At 69.6% G+C, this 23,437-nt stretch carries 16 protein-coding genes; 7 read left to right on the plus strand and 9 right to left on the minus strand.

The window, feature by feature from the left end; translation table 11 throughout:
• The 3 genes from F0U60_RS05905 to F0U60_RS05915 form a co-directional block, all read right to left on the minus strand.
• Complete coding sequence (locus F0U60_RS05905; protein WP_395815157.1) at positions 1-1,161, minus strand: FIST signal transduction protein; 1,161 nt, start codon at positions 1,159-1,161, stop codon at positions 1-3.
• 30 nt (positions 1,162-1,191) lie between these two features.
• On the minus strand, positions 1,192-3,006 hold the full coding sequence (locus F0U60_RS05910) for a cytochrome c3 family protein (RefSeq protein ID WP_395815160.1): 1,815 nt from the start codon (positions 3,004-3,006) through the stop codon (positions 1,192-1,194).
• A gap of 325 nt (positions 3,007-3,331) precedes the next feature.
• Complete coding sequence (locus F0U60_RS05915; protein ID WP_395815163.1) at positions 3,332-4,297, minus strand: sensor histidine kinase; 966 nt, start codon at positions 4,295-4,297, stop codon at positions 3,332-3,334.
• A gap of 238 nt (positions 4,298-4,535) precedes the next feature.
• Here F0U60_RS05915 and F0U60_RS05920 point away from each other — a divergent pair, with 238 nt between their 5' ends.
• Positions 4,536-7,571 carry a helicase-related protein gene (locus tag F0U60_RS05920; protein ID WP_395815166.1) on the plus strand — a complete coding sequence of 1,012 codons (3,036 nt, stop codon included), beginning with the start codon at positions 4,536-4,538 and terminating at the stop codon, positions 7,569-7,571.
• Positions 7,572-7,667: 96 nt separating this feature from the next.
• Here the strand turns inward: F0U60_RS05920 and F0U60_RS05925 are convergent, their stop codons facing one another.
• Genes F0U60_RS05925 through F0U60_RS05935 form a run of 3 tightly spaced genes read right to left on the minus strand, consistent with a single transcriptional unit; the run spans position 7,668 to position 9,291 of the window.
• Positions 7,668-8,240 (minus strand): hypothetical protein, encoded by a 573-nt coding sequence (locus tag F0U60_RS05925; RefSeq protein WP_395815169.1) that lies wholly within the window; start codon positions 8,238-8,240, stop codon positions 7,668-7,670.
• A 3-nt stretch (positions 8,241-8,243) separates the two neighbouring features.
• Complete coding sequence (locus tag F0U60_RS05930) at positions 8,244-9,008, minus strand: hypothetical protein (protein ID WP_395815172.1); 765 nt, start codon at positions 9,006-9,008, stop codon at positions 8,244-8,246.
• 43 nt (positions 9,009-9,051) lie between these two features.
• A complete protein-coding gene (locus F0U60_RS05935) occupies positions 9,052-9,291 on the minus strand; it encodes a hypothetical protein (RefSeq protein WP_395815175.1) in 240 nt (79 codons plus the stop codon).
• Positions 9,292-9,454: 163 nt separating this feature from the next.
• On the opposite strand from F0U60_RS05935, the gene F0U60_RS05940 reads away from it, so the two are divergent.
• Positions 9,455-10,084: a hypothetical protein gene (locus F0U60_RS05940; protein WP_395815178.1), complete on the plus strand. Its 630-nt coding sequence runs from the start codon at positions 9,455-9,457 to the stop codon at positions 10,082-10,084.
• A gap of 27 nt (positions 10,085-10,111) precedes the next feature.
• On the opposite strand, the gene F0U60_RS05945 is transcribed toward F0U60_RS05940, so the two are convergent.
• Together F0U60_RS05945 and F0U60_RS05950 are read right to left on the minus strand one after the other, a co-directional pair.
• On the minus strand, positions 10,112-11,101 hold the full coding sequence (locus F0U60_RS05945) for a hypothetical protein (RefSeq protein ID WP_395815181.1): 990 nt from the start codon (positions 11,099-11,101) through the stop codon (positions 10,112-10,114).
• A gap of 116 nt (positions 11,102-11,217) precedes the next feature.
• On the minus strand, positions 11,218-12,981 hold the full coding sequence (locus F0U60_RS05950) for an ABC transporter ATP-binding protein (protein ID WP_395815184.1): 1,764 nt from the start codon (positions 12,979-12,981) through the stop codon (positions 11,218-11,220).
• Between the two features lie 139 nt (positions 12,982-13,120).
• Here F0U60_RS05950 and F0U60_RS05955 point away from each other — a divergent pair, with 139 nt between their 5' ends.
• From F0U60_RS05955 to F0U60_RS05965, 3 genes are all read left to right on the plus strand, one after another.
• Positions 13,121-13,567: a hypothetical protein gene (locus tag F0U60_RS05955; protein WP_395815187.1), complete on the plus strand. Its 447-nt coding sequence runs from the start codon at positions 13,121-13,123 to the stop codon at positions 13,565-13,567.
• A 143-nt stretch (positions 13,568-13,710) separates the two neighbouring features.
• The gene (gene dnaJ, locus F0U60_RS05960) at positions 13,711-14,844 is read left to right on the plus strand and encodes a molecular chaperone DnaJ (RefSeq protein ID WP_203410646.1); all 1,134 of its coding nucleotides are present in this window, start codon (positions 13,711-13,713) and stop codon (positions 14,842-14,844) included.
• A 357-nt stretch (positions 14,845-15,201) separates the two neighbouring features.
• Positions 15,202-18,345: a protein kinase gene (locus F0U60_RS05965; RefSeq protein ID WP_395815190.1), complete on the plus strand. Its 3,144-nt coding sequence runs from the start codon at positions 15,202-15,204 to the stop codon at positions 18,343-18,345.
• A 75-nt stretch (positions 18,346-18,420) separates the two neighbouring features.
• On the opposite strand, the gene F0U60_RS05970 is transcribed toward F0U60_RS05965, so the two are convergent.
• Positions 18,421-19,287, minus strand: a complete 867-nt coding sequence (locus F0U60_RS05970) for a hypothetical protein (protein WP_395815193.1) — start codon at positions 19,285-19,287, stop codon at positions 18,421-18,423.
• Positions 19,288-19,552: 265 nt separating this feature from the next.
• Between F0U60_RS05970 and F0U60_RS05975 the strand changes: the two genes are divergently transcribed.
• Both F0U60_RS05975 and F0U60_RS05980 read left to right on the plus strand, forming a co-directional pair.
• On the plus strand, positions 19,553-21,739 hold the full coding sequence (locus F0U60_RS05975; protein WP_395815195.1) for a penicillin-binding protein activator: 2,187 nt from the start codon (positions 19,553-19,555) through the stop codon (positions 21,737-21,739).
• Positions 21,736-23,364, plus strand: coding sequence for a WD40 repeat domain-containing protein (locus F0U60_RS05980; protein ID WP_395815198.1), 1,629 nt, complete (start codon positions 21,736-21,738; stop codon positions 23,362-23,364). The genes F0U60_RS05975 and F0U60_RS05980 overlap by 4 nt, the downstream gene beginning before the upstream one ends.
• Positions 23,365-23,437: the final 73 nt, after the last annotated feature.

Genomic DNA, 23,437 nt, shown 5'->3' on the forward strand with positions numbered 1-23,437 from the left:
TCAATTTCCCCCGAACGCCAGGACCGTCAGCGTCGTGTTGATATGGAACCCCGAGTAGATCTCGAAGTGCACATTCATTCCAGCCGCCGTGGGAGCGTGGCGCAAGGTGTCCGCCAGCTGAGCGACAGTGCCCGTGGAGCCGGCGTACCACATGCGCCCACTGCAATGGAAAAGCAGGGCGGCCTGGGGGTTGGGGACGCGGCGGGGCAGCTCCTCCTGGAAGAACTGGCGCGTCATGCCGGCCATGTCGCCCATCTTCATGAGCTCCAGCTCGGTGCCCTCCTCCAAGAGGTTGGCGAAGAGGATGGAGCCGTCGGGCAGGGGCTTCCACGGGGCGCGGATGAAGTACTCGCGGCCCACCTTGAGGGCGGTGGGGTGGACGGCGAAGCCGCGGGGCTTGCCAAACTCGAGGTCGTCCACGGCCACGCCCAGCAGCTCCGCGTAGCGCGCGGCGGCCGGCTTGCCGTCGATCTCCAGGGCGCGGGTGGCGCTCTCGTCAACGCGGGTGATGGTGAGGCGCTCGCCGGTGGCCTGGTACCAGTGGGAGCGGAGGGCCCCCCAGGGGGCACTCGTCTTGAAGAGGGCCACCACGACTGCGTCGGTGACCACCTCGCCATCCACGTGGATGAGGGCGGACTGCTTCGCCGGGTCCTGCTCGTGGTCCGCGGCGCCACCGCCCACCAGCACCAGCGTCTGGTTCTTCTCGAGGATGCCGAGCAGCAGCTCCTCTTTCTTGTAGCGGAAGCCGTCGTCAATCACGAGGCCCACGAAGTGGCGCGGGTCGATGTCTGACTGGCGTACGCCCAGGTCCTGGGCCGCGCGCTTGATGGCGACGGCGCCAGCGCCCACGGCGTCCAGGGACAGGCCGGTGCCCAGGCCCAGGCCCACCTCGAAGTCACCGGAGAGCGCGCCCAGCACCACGCTGCCGGAGTGGATGCCGTGGTTGTCCAGCTCGCCGGCGGTGGTGGCGCCCACCAGGCGCGTGCCCGGGGGGAGTCGCTCGCGCACGGCGCGGTTGAGCGCCTGCTGGTTCCGCTCCCGGGAGGCAAACAAGGTGACGAGCCGGGGGGCTGCTCCCTCGAGCTGTCGGATGAGGTCCTCTGCGGCTGCGACGGGGTCCGACTGCGTGGTACGGACCGTCTGCATCTTCACTCGAGCCAAGAGGACCTCCGGGGGTAGCGGGAAGCGGCGCTAGAGGCCGCTGCCCGGGTGGGTTTTGTGGCAGGCGCCGGTGCACTGCTGGAAGGACTCGCGCCCACCACCCACGTACATGCTCTCGATGGGGCCGAACTTCTCCACGTGCGACTTGGGGTAGCTCGTGTGGCACGAGAGGCAGGCGGCCTTGCTGGTGCGCTGCACGCTCTCCGGCGTCAGGTGGCAGCTGGAGCACTTCGCCTTGGAGGCGTCGAAGCGGTCCGAGCGCGCGTGGATGAAGTGGGCGCGCACGACGATGGGGCCTTCCAGCTCGAAGCCGAGCGGGGCGTGGCAGCCGGCGCACGCGGCGCGGTTGTCATTGGCGTGCAGCACGGTGGACAGCTCGCCGCCCTCGTTGTGGCAGGTGCTGCACTTGCCGGTGGTGAGCGTCGCCTCGGTGTGCCGGGGGGTGCCCACCTGGATTTCCACGGTGCGGCTGGCGGGCACGTCCTCGCCCAGGTACAGGCGGCGGCCCTTCACCGTCACCAGGTAGGTGCCGGGCTCGGCGTTCGCCGGCAGCGTGTACGTCCAGGAGTCGCTCACCGGCGCGTCCCAGCGGCCCTCGTCCGGGAAGAAGGCGCCGCCGAAGAGCTTGTTGGCCGGCGGGAAGGTCTGGAACTGGGCGAAGACACCGTCGCGCTCGAGCGTGCCGATGGTCTGCACGTCGTCGGGGCCGAGGAACGCGTCCATGTCCACGATGCTGCGGATGGGCTGGATGCGCTGGGCGGGTCCGATGATCTGCGTCATCAGCATGCGCTCACGGTGCTTGCGGCGGTAGTACGTGGTGGTTGGGTCAAAGAAGGCGCTGTAGTACTGAATGCCTGGCTCATTCTGCCCGAAAACGACCTGGTTATACGAGGGGAGGATCCCCTGAGGGTGGAGGCGCTTGCCTGCTCCGTCGCGCAGCGAGAGCTGGAAGGTGATGGCCGAGCCCGGCGCGTAGGTGCCATCCGCGCGCGGCGGGGTGACCGCCTGGACGTCGATGGAGAAGCCGTAGTCGTAGGTGGGCTCCTCCACCTGCTCGACGGGGATGATGTAGTCGGCGCCGGGACGCAGCGACCAGCTCAGGCGCAGGGCGCGGGTCTGGGGCGAGAGGGTGAAGCGGGTGGCGCCAGCGCGGGCGTTGCGCACCTCGACGAGCGCCTCCTCCGAGTAGTTCTTCGCTCCCTTGCAGTCCTTGACCTCGCGGCAGTCGTTGGTCCACTGGATGGCGCGCAGCCGGCGGATGAAGAAGTCGTCGTTGTTCCTGCGCTGGTCATCCTTGCCGATGTGCAGGGGGATGAGCCGGCCGGTGGGACGGCCGCGGGAGTCCACCGGCTGCACGAAGAAGATGCTGGGCTGCTCCATCCACTTCGCGTTGCGGTAGAAGCGGCGGCGGGTGTAGGTGCCGTTGCCGTTGGCCAGCAGGACGGGCTCCTCATCCGCCAGCGACACGCCCTGCCAGGGCAGGTCCTTGAAGTCACCCGCCTTGCGCAGGCCGTCCACGCCCTCGTCCCGGGTCGCCGTCACCGAGGCGCGCAGGTCCAACTGGTTGATGAAGAAGGTCTGTCCGGCGCGCACCTTGAGGGGAATGCCCGCACCATCCTCCACCTCGAGCGCCAGGCCCACGGCGGCGGGCTCGGGGCAGGGGCGCGAGGCCGCGGCCTCCGACAGGCCCTGGGCGAGCGAGGCAGGCGCCTGCGTCTCCTCGATTTCGTGCTCCGCGCAACCCACACCCAGCAGGGCCAACGTCGCGAGCCACACGCCGGCCAGACGGCCCGAGGTGCGGACAGACGAGTGCGACGGCACACAGAGTGCTTCCTTCCCGCTCATGGCGGACCCTCCTTCTGTGGTTGGGCGGTGGGCGGTGTTTCACCCGGCCCCGCTGGTCCTCGCCTGCATTCTCCAGCCCGACCTGCCAGGTTGGAGCTGCGGGTTCATCAACCGTTTCCCCATCGCCAGGGCTACTGGTTGATTCGAGTGATGACAGAATAGAGGGAGTGCTCCTGGAATTCAACGTCTAAAAGAATTCTTCACTAATCCGTGTAGTCCACTCTTGAGCAATTTATAGGAACGCACTTGTACGGTGCTGTGGGCAACGTGTGGGGTTCTGTACGTGACGTGTACGGTTGGGTGCGGAGCCTCAGCACTTTAACCGTCAGCACCGGGAGTAAGCGTGGGGCAGCTCGACAGTGAAAGTGGCGCCGTGGCCGGGGTGGCTGGAGACGTGGATGGTGCCGCCGTGGGCCTCCACCAGCTGGTGGACGATGTAGAGGCCGAGCCCGGCGCCGGGCCGCCCGGTGTTGCCCACCCGCTCGAAGCGGCCGAAGAGGCGCCCCTGGGCGTCGGGGGGAATGCCCATGCCGTGGTCACACACCGCGAGGCGGGCCTGTCCGCCATCGGCGAAGACGTGCACCTCGATGGGCTGACCCTGGCCAAACTTGAGGGCATTGCTGAGCAGGTTGGTGGTGACGCGGTCCAGGCGTTGGCGATCCCACTGGCCGCGTACGGGGCCTCGTGCGTGAACTACCACGGAGCTCCCCACGGCGGCGGCCTGGTCCGCAAAGCGCTCGGCCACCTCACGTGTGAGCTCAGCCAGGTCCAGCTCCTCCAGCTCCAGGGTGAGCCGGCCGGCGGACAGGCGTGAGAGGTCCAACAGGTCCTGCACGAGCAGGCCCATACGGCGGGCCTCGCGCTCAGCGATGGCGAGCCCCTCCTGGGCGTGGGGATCATTGCGGCACTGGGCGCGCAGCCGGTACAGGCGCAGCTGGAGCGCCAGCAGGGGATTGCCCAGGTCGTGCGCGGCCACGCCTACCAGCTCGAAGGCCCCCTGCACCTGGGCGCGCAGCCGAGCGTTCTCCTGGAGCAGGGCCGAGTGGTCCGGCTCCTCGGGGGGGAGCGTCTGGCGCAGCGTCCAGCCCATCGCGCAGCCCAGGGCCAGCCCGATGAAGCCCGTCATCATCACCAGCAGCCGCAGCTCACGTACTTTCTCGCCCTCGCCTCGCGAGGGCAGTTCTCCCGGTGTGAGGAGCAGCACTCCCAGGATGGTCGTCAGGAGCAGAGTGAATGCGAGCAGGCTCACGCCCGCGCTACGCGCGGTCGTCGGGTGACGCGGCAGCAACATGTGGCTCTCCCCCCCAGCAGCCCTGAAATCCAGGGTCGCAGGCGGGTTCCACCTTGCCTGTAGAGCCCTTAGGGAGAAATCGCCCTGGTGGGCAGGAGTGTGTTGGAAGGGTGACAGCGGCATCGCCCCGGAGTACGAGGCCGGGCCTTAATTCAAGGGGTTCGCGGGATGGCTGCGGGGGTGGGGCGGGGTTATGAGCGAACCCCCTTTTCTCTTTGTCGAGGGTTCGTTTTCGACCATGTCCTTTGTTCCTGGCAACAAGGTCCGCTATCTCCCCCAGCCCGAGTGGGGCGTGGGTCATCTCATGGCGCTGCAGGATGCGGGCGCCAAGGCGCTCGTCCTCTTCCCAGCCCGGGAGGGAGAGCCGGTGCTGGTGTCGACCAAGGGCGGGGCCCTGGTGCCGTACGTGCTGACGAAGGGTGAGCCCGTCCAGACGGCCAAGGGTCGGCGCGCCACGGTGGTGGGTGAGGAGGAGGGTGGCCGGGGCCTGCGCCGCTACGTCATCCGATATGCGGACTCGGGTGAGGAAGACGAGATGCCCGAGTCCGAGGTGCACGCGCTCGCCCCGCGCTCGGATCTGCTCTCCACGCTGCGCGAGGGCCGGGTCGGAGAGTCGCGCGCCTTCACGCTGCGCAAGCAGGCGCTGGTGCTGGACGACGAGCGGCGCTGTGACGCGCTGGGCGCGCTGCTGGCCAGCCGGGTGATGGTGAAGCCGCACCAGGTGGGTGTGGTGCAGCGGGTGCTGAGCGCGCGCCGGCCCCGCTTCGTGCTCGCCGACGAGGTGGGCCTGGGCAAGACGATTGAAGCGGGCATGGTGTTCAGCGCCCTGCGGCTGTCGGGCCTGGCGCGGCGCGTGCTGGTGGTGGCGCCCAGCCACCTCACCGTGCAGTGGCTGGTGGAGCTCTTCCACAAGTTCAACCAGCTCTTCACGCTGATGGACTCGGAGCGCTACGCGCAGTCGCTCAAGGAGATGCCGACGGTGTCCCCGTGGGCGCGCTTCCCGCTGGTGGTGACGAGCCTGGAGATGCTCGCGCGCAGCGAGGAGCACCGGGAGTCCGTGGCCGACGAGAGTGCTTTCTGGGACCTGGTCATCATCGACGAGGCGCACCACCTCAAGGGCGAGAAGGCCTTCGAGGCCGCTCAGGGCCTGTCGGTCAACAGCTGGGGCCTGCTGCTGCTCACGGCCACGCCCATGCAGTTGGATCCGGCCGAGTACCACGGGCTGCTGACGCTCATCGACGCGGCCACGGCGCCCACGGTGAAGGGCTTCGAGCAGCGGCTGGCGCGTCAGGAGGAGCTGAGCGCGGCGGTGCGCGGGTTGCTCGAGGGCAAGGATGCGGCGGGCGCGGTGAAGGCCCTGGCCGCGCGCTTCCCGGACGACCCGAAGCTGAAGTCGCTGAAGGAGCGCGATGCGCTGATGCAGCACCTGGCGGAGACGTACAGCCTGTCCGATCGGCTGGTGCGCAACCGGCGCGCGGTGGTGGGTGGCTTCTCCACGCGCCGCCTGCACCGGCACCCGGTGAAGCTGTCCGCGGAGGAGCTCAAGACGCGTGACGCCGCCCTGGCCGCGCTCGCGTCTTCGAACCTGCGTGGCGCGCCCCTGGCCAACCTGCTGCGCCGGCTGGAGTCGAGCCCCGCTGCCTTCGGCGAGGCCCTGCGTACCAACAAGGCCCTGGCCAGCGTGGCGGGGAGCCTGAAACTGCCCTCGCGCGACGCGAAGTTCAGCGCCTTCCAGGAGGTGCTGCGCGGCATCTGGGGCGCGGAGCCCAACGCCAAGGTGCTCGTGTTCACGGAGAGCCGTGACACCCTGGAGGCCCTGCGCGCGGAGCTGGGTCGCGAGGGGGTGGAGGCGCTCGCCTACCACGGCGATCTGCCCATGGTGGAGCGGGACCGGCAGGTGGCGCGCTTCCGCGACCCCGAGGGCCCCAAGGTGCTGCTGTGCACCGAGGTGGGTGGCGAGGGTCGCAACTTCCAGTTCGCGCACCACCTGGTGCACTACGATCTGCCGTGGAGCCCGTCCACGGTGGAGCAGCGCATCGGCCGCTTGGACCGCATTGGTCAGAACCACCCGGTGGAGATCCACGTCTTTGATCCGACGGGCACGCTGGCGTCGGACGTGCTGATGCTGCTGGCGGACGCGGTGGGCGTGTTCGGCGAGACGGTGGGTGGTCTGGACGCGGTGCTGGAGGAGGTGGAGGACCGGCTCACCGAGCTGGCGCTGCTGCCGCGCGAGTCACGTGTGGCGTATGCCTCGGAGCTGAAGGAGAAGGTGGAGGCGGCGCGGGCGCAGGTGAAGCGCGCGTATGATCCGCTGCTGGACATCCGCTCGTTCGACCGCGAGGCGGTGGCTCGGCTGGTGACGCGCGCCCAGGAGCGCATGGGCGTGGAGGCCGACGAGGAAGAGGAGTCGAGCCTCGAGGAGGGTCTGTGGAGCGTGGCGCGTGACCTGGACGAGCGGCTCGAGGAGACGGTGACGGAGCTGGCGCGCCGAGTGGGCATCGGCGTGGACACGGACGAGCAGGTGGATGCGTTCCAGTGCGCCTTCCAGTTCGGCCACGCGCTGAAGGTGGAGGGCCTGCCGGGCATCGACATCAACGAGGACCGGACGGTGCTGGGCACCTTCTGGCGCGACACCGCGGTGGAGGCCGAGGAGCTGGAGTACTTCGCGACGGGTCACCCCATCGTCGAGGCGCTGTTTGGTTTTCTGCGGGACGGCCCTTATGGGCGCAGCGGGGCGCGCTTCATTGAGAAGCGTGGGCCGATGAAGGCCAAGGGCGTGGAGCTGCTCTACCACGTGCAGTTGCCGGAGCCGGAGGACACCTCGCCGGGTGCTCGCGTGCCGAGCCGTCAGCTCGCTCGTTTCTTGGAGCGCACGCTGGTTCATGTTGCGGTGGTGGAGAGCCCCACGGGTCCGAAGGCGGACTCGGCCGTGCTGCCCGCGCTGGAGGCCGAGGGCAAGCCGCTCAAGGGCGATGAGCTGCTGCGCGTCTTCCCGGGCTTCGGTTCGTTCGTGGAGCAGGGCGTGCCGGTGGCGCAGAAGGCCGCCGAGGCGGAGATGGCGAAGCTGCAGACGCGGGCTCGTAAGGCCATTGAGGCCGAGCGTGATGCTGCGCTGGAGCGGATGAAGCTGTCGCTCACGCACCAGGGCCTGGAGGAGAAGGCCGTGGAGTCGCAGCTTGCCGCCGAGCAGCTGCACTATGACCGGCTGCTGAAGGCGCTGTCGGGCGCGAAGGTGGTGCTCGACTCGGCCTGCGGGTTTGTCATCAACCGGTGAGTCCTGGACGGGGGCTCTCAGGTTCAACCTGGGGCCCTCGATACCCTCACCCTGTCCCTCTCCCGAAGGGAGAGGGGTGGTTGTTCTGGGTGTTGCTTAGACTCGCAGTTTTTCGCGCAGTGCCTTGGCTCGGCTCTGCATGTCTGGGTCCAGGCTCGTGAGCTCGATGCCCTTGAGCCGCTGGTCCAGGCTCTTGGGCACCTTCGTCTTCACCAGCTTGCCCTCCGCCTCCAGCCCCTCCAGCTTGCCCAGCGCCTTGTCCACGATTCGCTCTCGCGGATGGCCCAGCAGGCTGTCCAGGAAGTACGGATCCTCCGGCAGCTCGGGGTACTTCTCCAGGTACTCCACCACGCCCGTCGCCCAGGCGCGCGGGTCCTCGGCGGACTCCATCAGCTTCTGCATCGCCTGCTTCTGCGCCTTGCGCTTGCCGTCCGGGTCGAAGGTCTTCGCCAGACCCTCGGGCAGCTCGCCACCCGTGAAGAGCGCGTCCGCCGCCGCCTTGTACTTCTGATAGGACGCGCTGCGCTCGATGCGCTGCTGCGCCGGGTCGTCCTGCCGGGAGGTGTGGCCTCGGCCCTTGCCTCGTGAAGCGTCGATCTCCCGCCAGCTCTTCGTCCGCTTTCCGGAGAAGCCCCCTCCGCCCCGATCGTCGTCCTTGTCACGTGCCATTCGTCACTTTCCCTTCCGAGCACTCCACAGCGCCGTCATGCCGCGCTTCACCAGGGTGCGGACCTTCGCCAGCTCCTCGGGTGTCAGGGGATGCTCCTCGTCCTGCTCCGCCTCGAACAGCGCCTCGTCCGCGTACGCGGCGAGGGCCGTGGGCACTGGCGGAGCCTCCGTGCCCGGGTCCTCCATCGCTCTGGGAGCCACGCTCGCCAGCCCCTGCGGCCAACCGAGCTCCAACATGGCATGCAGCTCGAAGAGCAAGTGGCGGGCGACACCGTATCCTTCGTCCGTGAGCCCCGCGTCGTCAAGCGCGCCCAGCAACGCGTCCTGCTTGTTTTCGAACGCATCGTGCAGCCGCGTGCGCGCCTTCTCGTCGTCTTCCAGATAACGCCAGGCCCCCTCCACGAATGCCGTGTCCGGCTCTCCCGGGGCAAAGGGCTTCGGGGGCTCCACCTTCTGCTTCTTGGGCCGCGGGGGCCGAGGACCGTCCTCCAGCCGCACCGACTTGCCTTCCTCCACCAGGTCCCACAGGCCCAGCAGGTTCTGGAAGAGGCGGCGCGCCAGCTCCGGGGACTCGAAGCGCGGCTCCTGCTCGAAGAGGTCGGGAATCACCTCCTGCGAGGAGCGGCCCTCCGCGTGGGCCTGCCGCATGTGTGCCAGCACCGTGAGGCTGTCGTGCGAGGTGCCCGCGAGCTGCAACAGCCCATCGAGCACCTGCGCGCCCTCGAAGTGGCGGACGAACTCCATCTGTTTGGAACGGGAGCGACTCATGGGGTACGCACCGTAGCGCCCGGACGCCGGGGAGGCACGTGGCTCAATGAGGGGGGGCCCACTCGCCCATCAGCTCGTCCTGGTGCTCCTTGGGGTTGGTGGGCCATTCGTAGTCCTCCGGCACCCGCCCCCCGCCCTGCTGGGCTGTGCCAATCCAGCTCACGTCCGGGAAGCGGGGATCGTAGCCCGAGCCCTGGGGCTCCGGCTCGTCCGTCACCTCTGTTCGGTTGGGGGGCACCTGGAAGGGCGTTTCGAGGGGATGGTCGGGATAGGTGATCGCCATGAGGGGGTTCCTCCTGAGGAACCATAGGAACGCCGCCGCCCCGTGGCCCGGGTTGCCCGGGGGGAACCGGCCAGGGAGACAGTGGCATGCCCGAGCCCTTCCGTTTCCGCTCGTCAGACCCTAGGCTCGTCCCCCGCACATGAGCGAACCGTCGTCGGAGAGAGTGAAGGCCGCAGTCCTGGCGCTGTACGAGGCGCGCCCGGTGGAAGGGCCTCCCGGTGATGACGGCCAGCGCTCCGTCTGGCACCTGTCCCCCCAGGGCGCGGAGCTGCTCTCCTTCGTTGACCGAGAGGGTCGCGTGCAACGCCAGGAGCTGACGCTGCTGGGCGAGCACTGTGTCTGGATGAGCGGCGTGGGCCTGCGCACCGGACGTGTGGAGCAGGTGGGCGCTGTGCGCACAGAGGCGAGCGTCGTCCACCCGGACGCCCAGCCCGTCCCCGCCCGGATGCTGCGCGCCGCGCTCGCCCTCGAGGACTACCAGGGCGAGGACCGCTACATCCTCCACATCCAGCGGGTGCTCGCGCTCGCGCGCCAGGGCCTTGTGCTCGCCGGAGGTGCCGCCAGCGTCGCGCCAGCGCCCGCTGCTCCGGCGCCCGTGGCCCCGCCCCAGGCGCCCACTCCTGTGGCCGAGACGTCGCCCTCGATGCCCACCCCTGCCTCCATCAACCCCGTGATCGACCCTGTCATCGACCCGGTCATGCTCCGCAGGCAGAAGACGGAGGGGCTGACCATGCTCATCGTCCTCGGGCTGGGCCTCGTGCTGGGCGTGGCGATGCTGTTCTGGCTGCTCTGAAGACTCTGGACCAGGCGGGCCGCGCCCTCACTTCTCGAACCGGATGAGAGGGACCGGGGAGGTGGGTCTGGAGCGGGGCGCGGCCGAGCGCGCGTTCGTCGGGTTCTGGCGCAGCACCATGGGCAGCAGGGTGCGCGAGACGCCCGCCTCCCGGACGCCCCTGGCGGCGAGCTGCATCGGAAGCGCATCCAGCAGCAGCACGAGCGCGGCGAGCCCCACGAGCAGGAGGTTCCCCATCCATCGGCGCACGCTCTCCGGGCGGAGGAAGAACTTCCAGCCGATGAGCGTGGCGGCCAGGACTGCCAGGGCGCCTAGCGAGGCCGCGCGCAGCTCCTGCATCCACTCGAGCTTCTCCATGCCCTGGGTGATGAGCCCGGCCTGCAGCTCCGGGGACCGCGTGGCCAGCGGGGTGAGCAGCTCGAAGAGCTGGTGGGCCTCGAGCGCCACCAGGAGCGCGATGCCCCCCAACATCAGGCTCAGCACAGCGCCCAGCAGTATCCCGGCATCCTCTCCCCTGCGCACGGCCGGCGCGCGCAGCAGCACGAGGCCCACCGCCACGCAGACCAGCAGCGCCGCGCTCATCCAGGCGCCCAGCAGGCGCGTCACCATCGCCTCACCCGTGCCCGCGACGAGCGCGGTGAGCGCATTCCCACTCCCCGCGTCCGGCAGCGCCGCCAGCACCTTCTCCATCGCCTCCTGCGTGCCGGCGATCCCCAGCAGCCATGGCAGCGTGGCGAGTCCCATCAGCACCACCAGCGGCACGTGCCGCCCCGAGGGGCTCCGGCCCAGCAACGCCGCGAGCATGAGCGTCACCGCGAGCACCCCCATCGCCATCAGCAGGCTGTAGGGCCCCGCTGCATCCGCCAGGCGCCACACGGCGGCTCGACCGCCAACGAATGAGATGAAGCCGAGCCCGGCGCCTCCCACCGCGACCAATGGCAAGGGGGCGAGCATCAATCCTGGGAGGGTGTTCAGCCGGGTGGGGAACAGCATGGTGGGGGAGTATACGGTCCGCACCCGGAATTCCAGAATTGGCACTCTAGTACGAATTGCTTGACTGGCCGTGAACGAAAGGCACGGACGTCAGGTTGAAGGCCAGGCAGGAGGGCAGGCGTTCAGTCGCTGGCTGGCTGTCAGGCGGCGACAGCACCCTCGCCGAGCAACTGGGCGTAACGCCCCCCGCGGGCAGAGAGTTCCGCGTGGGTGCCTGCCTCCACCACTCGGCCGGCGTCCAGGACGACGATGAGGTCCGCGTCGCGCACGGTGGAGAGCCGGTGAGCGATGACGAGCACCGTGCGTCCCTTCATCAGCGCCGCCAGGCCCGCGCCCACCGCGGCTTCGCTCTGGGCATCCAACGCGCTGGTGGGCTCATCCAGCAGCAGCACCGAGGGCCGGCGCAGGAAGGCCCTGGCGAGCACGAGGCGCTGGCGCTGTCCGCCCGAGAGGCGCGCGCCGCGCTCGCCCACCGGCTCGTCGAGGCCGCCGGGCAGGGCGTTCACGAAGTCCGCGGCGTGGGCCAGCCGCAGGGCCTCCCAGATGTCGGCATCGGTGGCGTCGGGCCGAGCCAGCAGCAGGTTGTGCCGCACGCTGCCCGAGAAGAGCACCGGCTCCTGCGGCACCCAGGCCATCTGTGCGCGCACGCTGGACTGCTGAAGCGCGGACAGCGGCGTGCCGTCCCAGCGCACCGTGCCGCCGCTCGGAGGCATGAAGCCGAGCAGCACGGAGAAGAGCGTCGTCTTGCCTGCGCCCGAGGACCCCACCAGCGCCACCCTCGCGCCCGCGGGCACCGTGAGATCCACGCCGCGCAGCGCCTCGCGGCCGTCGGGGTACGTGGCGCGCACGCCCTCGAGCGTCAGTGCTTGGGTGAGAGGCCCGGCCTGCTCACCTTCGTCCGGTGGTACCGGCGCGTCTGCCATCGCGAAGAGGCGCTCGGCGGCGACCAGCCCGGTGATCACTTGCGAGAGCGTGCCGCTGAGCGACTTCACCGGTTGGTAGAGGAGCAGCGTCGCGGCGATGAAGGACAGCAGGCGCCCGGACAGTGACGGGTCTCCGGAGATGGCGCGCGCGCCCCAGGACACCGCCACCGCCGCGCCCAGAATCCCCATCACCTCCACCGTGGGGCTGTACGCGCCACGCAGGAAGAGCGAGCGACGCATCTCCCCGAGGTAGCGCGCCGACTCGACCTCGAAGGCCTCCAGCGCTCGGGGCGCGCCCCCGTAGGCCTGCACCACGGGCAGCGCCTGCAGCTGCTCCCCGGTGAGCGCGGTGAGGGCACCCAGGCTCGTCTGCGAGCGGTTGGCCACCTTCTTCAGCGAGCGCGCGAAGCTGCGCACGGGCAGCACCGTGAGCGGCATCACCACGAAGGTGAGCAGGAAGAGCTTCGCGTCGATGAGCAGGCAGGTGGTGAGCAGCGCGAGGATTTGGAGCCCATCCCTCACGTACGAGGACAGCGCCTGCGTGACTGAAAACTCCACCAGCGGCACGTCCGCGGTGAAGCGGGTGAGCAGCTCGCCCGAGTGCTGGCGCTCGAAGAATGCGGGGGGTTGGGCGAGCAGCCTCGAGTACAGGAAGGCCCGCAGGTCCGCCATCACCCGCTGCCCCAGTCGCTGCATCCACCCGCCCTGGAGGAAGCCCGCCGTCGCCTTCACCGCTGCCACCGCCACCACGAGCAGCGGCAGCACGCCGAGCATGCGCGCTCCGGGCAGCGTGACGCCGGCGAGCTCCACCGGCTGACCCGTGAGGACAGCGCGCAGCAGGGGACCTACCAGGAAGGCATAGGCGGACGTGGCGCCGGCGGCGACGAGCGAGGCCGCCAGGCCGGCCAGCAACAGGCGCCGGTAGGGGCGGACGTAGCCCAACAGGCGGGGATAGACGTTCGGGGATGGTCGAGGGGCCACGGCGAAGCGTGCACTTTCTCACCGTGTGAGCTGTACGGCAAAGCCTGAAGCCCGCCTGGCTGCTCTGCTGCCCGTCAGGTGCTCCATGTAGGCCCTTTCATTGCTCCAACGGGAAGGGGCCGCCAGCTTTTCGCTAGCCATGGACAACACCAACACTGGGAAAGAGGCGCTGTTCAGTCCGGGCTGTGAGCCGGTGGTCGAGGATGAAGAGCGTCGCCGGCTCCTGTGGCTGATGGCGGAGTACTTCAGAACCATCGGCTGCACGGACATCAAAGCCCGGCTGCCCGGCTTCATGCCACCGCCCGTTCTCTCGGGCACGATCGAGGACCATCGGCCGGATTTCACCTGCCGTCAGTCCGACTCGGGGCGCACACCCATCATTCTGGAGATCGTCACGCCCAGCATGGTGGAGGACCCTGCCACGGAGAACCGCTGGAGCCTGTTGTCCAGCGCCGCCAAGCTCTACAACGCGGAGCTGCACTTCGTGGTGCCCAAGTGGGCCTCGAGCCGGGGAGCGATCGATCCGGTGCTCAAACGCCGGCTCGCTCGCATGGAGCTGACGGCCAACCGGGTCTGGACGGTCTAAGCCCTTCGTATGGAATGTTCGACCCCGGAGGCCCGCCCCTGAAGTGGGGCGGGCCTGGATTGCCGGGCCTCTCGCCTGCGTTATAGTGGTTCCGAAGATGACGCGGACGTAGAAAGTCCAATAAATCCAGGGGTTTGAACGCAATGCCAGCGGCTGCGGGCCAGAAGCGCGACTACTATGAGGTACTGGGCGTCCAGAAGAGCGTCTCAGCGCAGGAGCTGAAGAGCGCCTTCCGCAAGGTGGCCCTGCAGTACCACCCGGACCGGAACCCCGGGAACAAGGATGCGGAGGAGAAGTTCAAGGAAGCCTCCGAGGCCTATGAGGTGCTGAGCGATCCGGAGCGCCGAGCGCGGTACGACCGCTTCGGCCATGCGGGCGTGGGCGGCGCCGCGGGGGGAGATCCGTTCGGTGGCGGGTTCCAGGGCGTCAACATCAACGACATCTTCGGGGAGATCTTCGGAGACATCTTCGGTGGGCGAGGAGGTGGCCGAGGCCGGGTGAGCAACCGGGGCTCGGACCTGCGCTTCAACCTGGAGATTTCCTTCGAGGAGGCGGCGTTCGGCTGCCGTCCGAAGGTACCGATTCCGCGTCCGAAGAAGTGCGACACGTGCAGCGGCACGGGAAGCAAGAGCGCGTCGGCGCCGAAGCCGTGCGGCACGTGCGGTGGCTCGGGCGAGCTGCGCTTCACACAGGGCTTCTTCGCGGTGTCGAGGCCGTGCACGGACTGCGGTGGGACGGGCGCGGTGGTGCCGGACCCGTGCAACAAGTGCCGGGGCTCGGGCAAGGTGCCGAGCGAGGAAGTCATCGAGGTGAACATCCCGCCGGGCGTGGACAACGGCACGCGGGTGAGGCTGACGGGCCTGGGCGAGCCGGGAGACCGAGGCGGACCTCCGGGCGACCTGTATGTGACGGTCATCGTGCGGGAGCACCCGCTCTTCCAGCGCGAGGACTACGACGTGTTCTGCGAGGTGCCCATCTCGTTCACGCAGGCGGCGTTGGGGGCGAAGATTGACGTGCCCACGCTGGACGGGAAGGTGAAGATGACGGTGCCCGAGGGGACTCAGTCGGGGAAGGTGTTCCGGCTGAAGGGCAAGGGCATTCCGCACCTGCACAGTGGGCAGCGAGGAGACCAGCACGTGCGCGTCATTGTGGAGACGCCGACGGGGCTGAGCTCGAAGCAGCGCGAGCTGCTGGAGAAGTTCGCGGAGCTGAGCGGAGAGGATGCGCATCCGCAGTCGAAGAACTTCTTCGACAAGGTGCGAGAGCTCTTCGGCTGACAAGAGGGTGTCTCGGGTTCCGAGCACCCTCTCCCTCTGGGAGAGGGCCGGGGTGAGGGTCTAGGGACTCCACCTGCGGCCCTCTTTAATTTTCCGAGCCAGCCGGACACGTGCCCACCGCGAGAAGCGTCTGAATGAAGGGGCATGTACCGCTAGCTCTCCCCGTGCCGCAGAGGGCCCCACCGTCCCCCAAGTCGGAGGCCGTTGACCACCCGTGAACGCCTCAGGGGTGCGATGTGTCGTCCGAATGCCAGCAGGTGGACGTTCACCGCGTCCGGAAGCGAAGGGCACTCACCAAGGCATCCCCCCGTGCGCATACCGGAGCACGCAACCTAGGGAGATGGTGGAGGTGCCGGCATGGCCACATACCGACTCATCCGCAAGCTCGCGGCCGGCGGGATGGCGGAGGTGTTCCTGGCCAAGGTGGTCGGAGCCGAGGGCTTCGAGAAGCCGGTGGCCGTCAAGCGTATCCTCCCGTCGCTGGCGCAGGACCGGGAGTTCGTGGAGCTGTTCCTGCGCGAGGCCAAGCTGACGGTCTGCCTCCAGCACGCCAACGTGGTGCAGGTCTTCGATCTGGGCTCCATCAGCGGCCAGTACTACATGGTGATGGAGTTCGTGGACGGGGAGAACCTCCGGGCGCTGCAGCGGGGCTCGGCGTCCACCCAGGTGCCGCTGGGGCTGCGCGAGGTGTGCTTCATCGTCCAGCAGGTGACGGAGGGGCTCGCCTACGCGCACGGGCGCGCGGACGCGGCGGGCCGGCCGCTCAACATCATCCACCGCGACGTCAACCCGTCCAATGTGATGGTGGCCGCCAGCGGCGAGGTGAAGCTGGCGGACTTCGGCATCGCCAAGGCGGCCAACGCGCAGAACGGCACCCAGGTGGGCGTGGTGAAGGGCAAGGCGGGCTACCTCGCGCCAGAGCAGGTGAAGGGCGCCGAGGTGGATCAGCGCGCGGACCTCTTCCTCATTGGCCTGATGCTGTACGAGCTGCTCGCCGGCAAGCAGCTCTTCGGTGGCACGGACTACTTCCAGACGCTGCGCCAGATTGCCCAGTTTGACGTGAAGAGCCTCGCGCCGGTGCCGGGCGTGCCTCCGGCGCTGTGGAGCATCGTCACCCGGGCACTGGCTCCGGAGCCCTCGGCGCGCTTCCACCGGGCACGTGACATCTCGGACGCGCTGCAGAACTTCCTCTTCGACCACCGGCTGCGCGTGGGCCCGCAGGACGTGGCGGCGCTCTTCGCCCGCTGCTTCCCTGGGCGCCACTCGCCGTTGGATGGCTCCGGGGAGGTGCGCGGCGAGGAGATCCGCCTCGGCTCGGACGCGGGGCTGCAGCGCCCGCAGACGCTCACCTCGGTGCGCTCGCGCCCGCCGTTCCCAGGGGGACCTCGTCCGGGCACGCCCGCCACGCCCATCCGGACCGTGACGGACCCGGGTCGGATGCAGCCTCCGCCTCCGCCTCCCGAGGTGCGTGGGGGCACCTCCCTCTCGATGCAGGTGCCGCCGCCGCTGCCCGCGAGCGCGCGCACAGGGGCCCTGCCCGCCACCCAGGCGGGGACTGTGTCACCGGGTGCTCGCACGGTGACGCAGACGGGGGTGGGCTCCTCGCTCTCCGTGTCCCCTCCCACGCGTGTGATGCGCGCGCCGCGCCGCAAGCTGGGGGAGATGCTGGTGGCCGCCGGCAAGCTATCGGAGACGCAGCTCAGGGGCGCGCTGGAGCGGCAGAAGCGCACCGGGGGACGCATTGGTGAGCTGCTCGTCGCCGAGGGGCTCATCTCCGAGGAGGACGTGGTTCGCGCCCTGGGCGAGCAGGCGGGCATCCCGTTCATCGCGGACCAGGTGCTGCGCACCATGCCGGTGCCCAAGGCGCTGCTGGGGCTGCTGCCGCTGGAGAAGGCCGAGCGGCTCGAGGCGGTGCCGGTGACCCAGCAGTCCAAGGAGCTGGTGTGCGCCATGCGCGAGCCGCGCGATCTGGCGCGGCTGGACGAGCTGAAGTTCATCACCGGCTGCCCGGTGCGCGGCATCTACGCCACCGAGGGCGCCATCCGTCGCGCCATTGGCCGCTTCTACCGGGGAGATGATCCGGACCAGATGGATGACTGGTCCAGCATGATGCCGATGGCGGGCGCGGCGACGACACCGTCGGGTGTCACGCCCTACGCTGACAAGCACACCCGCACGCGCGAGCGCATGCTGGACGAGTCCGCTTTCGAGGAAGTCGCGGCGGCTCCCGCGCCACCGCCCGCGTCGCCTCCACCCGTGCCCGAGTCAGCGCCCGCGACGCCTGCGCCTGCCTCGTTGGCTCGCACCATGCTGGTGGTGTCGGATGACGTGGAGCTGCGCGAGGCGGCGGTGCGGCTGTTCACACGGCAGGGCGTGGCGGCCTCCGGCAGCTGCGCCGCGGACGTGGAGAGGGCGGTGGCGCTCGGTGGCACCGAGGTGGCGCTGGTGGCCGCGGACACCGTCCCGGACGCGCCCTCGGTGGTGTCGAGGCTGATGCGGGTAGCGCCCTCGGTGGAGGTGCGCGTGTTGCCCTCGCTGGCCGAGGCGCTCGGGGGTGAGGCGGGTCCGCTGGGCCGCGCGTCGCGGTTGCATGCGCGCGTGGTGGATGCGGCGCTCGCGGCGCTCGGGGGAGTCGGGGTGCAGGGGGCCTCGCTCGCCAAGCTGGCCCGGCGTGTGGCCCGGCGACTGGGGGCCGGGTGCGCGGAAGCCGAGAGGGCCTCCGCGGTGGCCTATGCGCTGGCGCTCGCGGCCTTCCAGGAGTCGAGTGAGCGCTTCTCGCGGCCTTCGTGCGAGGCGGTGCGAGCCATTCTCGGCCGCGACGCGGGCGAGCTGGCCAGCCTCATTGGGGCCTGTACTCGGGAGGCGCCGCCGCTCACCGAGAGCGCCAACAAGGCCACGCTGGCCCTGGCTGCGGCCGTGTCGCTGCTCGAGGTGGCGGGGACGGCCACGCTGGTGGCATCGAGCGCGTCGCAGGCGCTCGTGAAGCTGCGCGCGGAGAGCCGGTTGCCGGGAGTGGCCCTGGAGGCGCTCTCCGCGGAGGTGATGGAGCTGGTGCTGGGCGACAGGGCCTCGCACACGGTGGTGCTCGCCGAGCCCAACACGGCGCGCGCCTCGGCGCTCCAGGCGCGCTTCCTCGCGGATGGGGTGCGGGTGGTGCTCGCCGACTCCGCGGCCCGGGTCCGCACGCTGCTGTCGCAGGGCAGTCAGGCGCTCGTGGTGGCCTCGCGGCTGCCGGATGGGGACGGGGCCTCGCTCACCCGCGCGTTGCGCTCTGTCGTGGAGACGGCCTCGCTGCCCATCTTCGTGCTGGCACCCGCGGAGGACCCGGGGCTGGTGGAGGCCGGGCTGGATGCGGGCGCGGACGATGTCCTCACGTACCCGGTCAACCCGGACGTGCTGGTGGCCAAGCTGCGGCGTGCTCTGCAACCTCGCAGGGTGTCGTTGACTCCGACTCCGGCGCCCGTGGCGGCGACGATGACCTCCGCCTTCATGAACGCCTAGCAACTCCCTCTCCCTCTGGGAGAGGGCGGGGGGTGAGGGTCGTCGTCACCCGGGTCGTCCCCAGGGCCTTGCGCATCAGTGCCGGGAGCCGTGCTTGCCTCCGCGCAGCCTGTCGAGGAGCGTGGTGGCTGCTTCGAGGGGATGGGTCGCGTAATGCCTCACGAGCTCGGCGCGAGGCAGGCGCACCGTCCGGCTCCAGGACCCGCGTGTCCTGCGCTTCGACGCGGTGTCCTTCGCCGACGCCGACGCCGAAGTCCCGAGCGGCGGGGTAGGGGGCTCCACTTCGGCGTTGCCGGCCTGGTGCGTGGGCTCCTCGGACATCGGCACGTAGCGGGGTGAGCGGACCGTGCCTCGCTCCACCTGGAGGGGATAGGCCTCGGCATGCTTTGTCGTGGCCACCCGCGGTGCGGTGAGCGTCTCCGGCTCCATCCGCTCGTTCAGGGGCTTCTGTTCATCGCGCGCGCGTCTCGCGGACCAGAAGACCTCCACGAGGTCCGTAGCCTCCAGGCCGTGGCGTGACTGTGCAGAGGCCTGCTCGAGCACGATGCCGTGCTCATCCACCGCGTGGATCTCCTCGAGGCGCATCCGGTGCTCGCGCGTGACGACGATCCTGCGCTCGAGCACGAACCCGTCGCCATCCACGGAGAGGACCCGTCCAAGGGGCTCGCCCTCGCGGCTGCGGACGAGCATTCCCGGGTGAATCCCCGGCTGGGACAGCTCGGGCGCCGAGAGCGTATCGGGGCGCACCTGGCTGACATCGAGCGGCTCTGGCAGGGCCTCCACGTGTACCACGTGCCCTCCCTTGTCCGCGGAGCCGCGCGCCGCCTCGCTCTCCTCGGGCGTATGCGGGGCCCGCTCCTCAAAGGCGTCACCTTCCAGGTTGCGTTGTCGCTGCTCGCTCGTGCTCCCGTAGCCCTCCCGCAGCTTCTGATCGCCTGCCATGGCTCGCTCCTGGGTGAGAAAGTCCAAGCCTTGACGTTTGGGACGGCGAGGGGACCACGCAACCAAGGCCGGAGGGGGCCCTCCTCATTGCCCTCCAGGCAGGCGAGTACACGGGCCCACACCGCCGTGGTCTGGGACCCACGCCGTCCGGGGTGGTGTCCCGGCTCTTCGGGGCTCCCGGGCGGCACGTCTGCTGCAGGACCCATCGGCCGACGGGGGGAATCTTCCCTCCGCTCGGCTGTCGACGGAGACGCGCCCCACTGCTATGCACACCCACACCATGGATGTCCGCTCCTCTCCGCGCCGCGCACTGCTGGTTGCGCTGACGTTGCTGATGACCGCCTGCAAGACGCCTTCCGCCGTGGGCGGTGGCTCTTCCCCGGGCCATTCTTCGGGTTCCCCCTCGTCCCAGCAGGGACGCGATGACGTGCCCCAGGGAGATCCCTTCCCGAAGAAGCCCACCATCAAGGCCCGCCAGGACGAGCAGGCCGACAGGGCCCTTTCCCAGGCCATCGCGCAGGCCGAGACGGCGCCCCGCAAGCAGGCCGCCGAGTCCTTCCTCGCCGTACGCAAGGCGTACCCGGAGACGACCGCCGGCCAGGAGGCCCTCTACCGAGCGGGCGTGCTCTTCTACGACTCGCAGGACTACGCCAACGCGCGCAAGAGCTTCAACGAGCTGCTCTTCGAGAATCCGCTCCACCCGCAGGCCCCGGACGCCAAGCGCAAGCTGGGCCGTGCCGCGCTGGAAGTGGGTGCCTACCGCGACGCGTACCAGATGCTCTTCAGCCTCGCGGAGAACGCCGAGGGCGACGAGCGCACGCAGCTGCTCGAGCAAGCCGCCCAGGCCGCGGAGAAGGCGGGCCTCTTCGGCCAGGCGCTTCAAATCTCCGTGGACCTGGCGGGCAACGCGCGGACGCCTGAGGCGCAGCAGGCCGCGGTGGCTCGGGTGCAGCAGTTGGTGGAGGGCCGCGCGGGCTTCATGGACGTAGCGCGGGTGATGGAGGAGTTGTCTCCGTCCAACCCCTCCTGGCCGGTGCTGAGCTTCAAGCTGGCGCGTATCTACTACCACCTGCGTGACTGGACGCGGCTGGAGGAGACGCTCAACCGTTTCCTCGCGGAGGCGCCCAACCACCCGTTCGCCGGCCAGGCCCGTGAGTTGCTGGCGCGTGCCACCCGGCGCGTGGAGGTGCGCTCCAAGACGGTGGGCGTGCTGCTGCCCATGTCCGGCAAGTACAAGGCGGTGGGCGAGGCGGTGCTGCGCGGCGTGAAGCTGGCGCTGGCTGGCAGTGACGTGGAGCTTGTCGTCAAGGACACGCAGGGCGATGTGAACGTCACCGGGCAGGCCCTGGAGCAGCTCGCCTTCGACGAGGGCGCCATCGCCGTGCTGGGCCCCATCACCTCGGATGAGTCCCGGCGCGCCGCGCTGCTGGCCGAGGAGCTCCAGGTGCCGCTGCTCACGCTCACGCGCCAGGAGGACATCACCGACATTGGCCCCTTCATCTTCCGCAACATGCTGACGAACTCGGCGCAGGCGCGTGCCATCGCCGACTTCGCGATGAAGCAGAAGGGCTTCAAGAGCTTCGCGATGCTCTATCCCAACCTCCCCTACGGGGTGGAGCTGGCCAACGACTTCTGGGACCACGTGGTGCAGAACGGTGGCCAGGTGCGCGGCGCGGAGACGTACGACCACGATCAGACGACTTTCACCAGTGAGGCCAAGAAGCTGGTGGGCCGCTACTACCTGGAGGACCGGCTCGACTACGTCGAGGGCGTGCGCGAGGTGCAGCAGCAGACCACCGGCCAGGACGCGTTCCGCAAGCGCAAGGCCATGGAGAAGATGAAGGGCAACGTGGAGCCCATCGTCGACTTCGACGCCATCTTCATCCCCGACGAGTGGAAGCGGGTGAGCCTGGTGGCTCCGGCGCTGGCGGTGGAGGACATCGTCACCAACGCGTGCGACGCGCGCGACCTGGAGCGCATCCGCAAGACGACGGGCAAGAAGGACCTCAAGACGGTGATGCTGCTGGGCACCAACGCGTGGAGCAGCGCCAAGGGCGCCAGCGGCCTGCCGGAGCTCGTCGAGCGCGGCGGTAAGTTCGTCACCTGCTCGGTGTACGTGGATGGCTTCTTCGTGGACTCGCAGCGGCCGGCCACGCAGCGCTTCGTGAAGGCCTACCGCAAGGAGTACAACGCGGACCCGAGCCTGCTGGAGGCCTACGGTTACGACTCGGCACGCATGGTGCGCCAGCTGCTTGACTCGAAGCAGCCTCCGCAGAGCCGCGGTGAGTTCCGCGAGTCGCTGGCCAACCTGAAGGACTTCGACGGCGCCACCGGCAAGACGGCCTTCGACGAGAAGCGCGAGGCGCGCAAGCCCCTGTTCCTCCTGTCCGTGGACAGCAAGGGCGTCAACGAGGTGCAGCAGGACAAGACGGCGGCGCTGGGGGGCTCGTGAGCATTTCCGCGCCGCGCGCGCTGGTGGTGGTGGGATGGCTGGCGCTCGCGGGTTGTCAGCATGCAGCGCCGGCCCTCGCTCCGGACCTGGTCTCCCGGCTGGAGTCCACGCCGGGGGCGTTTCTCGCGGGTGAGGTGGTGGGCCTCGAGGATGGCGCCGTCCTTGACCGCAAGGACTTCGTCTGGACGCTGGCCTTCTCGCCGGACGCCTCGCGCGTGGCTTATTCGCACATGGGCGCGCGCGAGTACCTGCTCGCCCTGTGGACGCTGCGGCCCACGCCGAGGCCCGTGGCGAACACGGTCCTCAACTCCTCCGAGTTTGACGTGGAGGCGCTGGCCTTCTCGCCGGATGGCTCGCTGGTGGCGAGCGCGGGCTGGGACGGAGTGGTGCGCCTCTTTGATGCGGCCACCGGCGTGCAGAAGGCCAGCCTGCGCACCGACGAGCCGCTCACCGCGGTGGCCTTCCATCCTTCTGGGCGCTACCTCGTGGTGGGCAGTACCCAGGGGCTCGTCACCGTGCTGCGCGTGGCGGACCTGGGTTTCTCCTTCGAGGTGCGGCCCCACGCGAACCGGGTGAGCGCGCTCGCCTTCTCTCAGGAGGGGACGCTGTACTCGGGGAGCTGGGACAAGCACCTGCGGGTCTTCGACTCGCGCGAAGAGGCGCTGCGCAAGGAGCAGACGCGGCTGCGCTTCGAGCGGCGTGGGGGCCATGCCGTGGTGGCGGGGATTGTGAATGGCAAGGCGCCGGTGGCGTTCGCGCTGGATGCGCGCACCCCCGCCATTGTGCTCGGGACGCAGGCGGCGGCGATGGCGGGCATCGACACCGCCTTCGTGCAGGAGACGGTGTCACTGCCCACGGCGCTTGGCACTTCACTGGCGAGGGTGGTCCGTGGTCAGCACCTGCGCTTCAAGGGCTTGGAGCTGGACGGGGTGGACGTGGCGGTGTGTGACGCGTGCCTGCCTCCGGGCGTGTCCGGCGTGCTGGGCGCGCCCTTCTCCGAGCGCGTGGGCGTGGCCTTCGATGACGCCACGGGCGAGGCGGTTCTCACCCTGAAGGCGCCCGCTCAGGTGGCGCCGCAGGAGGAGCGGGGACTGGTGCTCGCCCCGCGTGCGGACTTCGCCTTCCCGGCACACGTCAACGACGTCTCCGTGGATGGGGCTGGGCGCCGCCTGGGCGTGGCCTTCTCCGAGTCCAAGGCCGAGCGCAACCGCACCGTCTACGAGCGCGAGAAGAAGGGCCTCATTGAGCCGCCCGCCGAGTGGAACGCCGCGGCGGTGGTGGACGCGGCTTCTGGCCAGGTGCTTCGTAAGTGGACGCAGCACCGGGGCGTGGTGGCCTCGGTGGGCATCTCCCCGGACGGACGTACGCTGGCGAGCGGTGGCTGGGACAAGCGGCTCTACGTGTGGCGCGAGGGTCAGGAGACTCCGGTGGCCGAGCGCGGGTTTGGCTGGTCCGTGCGCCGGGTGCGGTTCAGTCCAGACGGGCGGCAGGTGGGTGTAGCCGCGTGGACGCCGCAGCGGGCCGTGGGCAATCAGGAGAGCGATCCCGCCGCGGCGCTCTTTACAGTGCGTTACTCCGCACCCACCGTGGATGTCCCCTCTCCCTCTGGGAGAGGGCCAGGGTGAGGGTATTTCCTTCCCGTGTTCCTGACCCGTGTTCCTGGCTGGGAATGGAGACACGGAGTGGATGCGGGCCAGG

Origin of the sequence: Archangium minus, assembly GCF_044360475.1 — a bacterium.
GTDB lineage: Bacteria > Myxococcota > Myxococcia > Myxococcales > Myxococcaceae > Archangium > Archangium minus.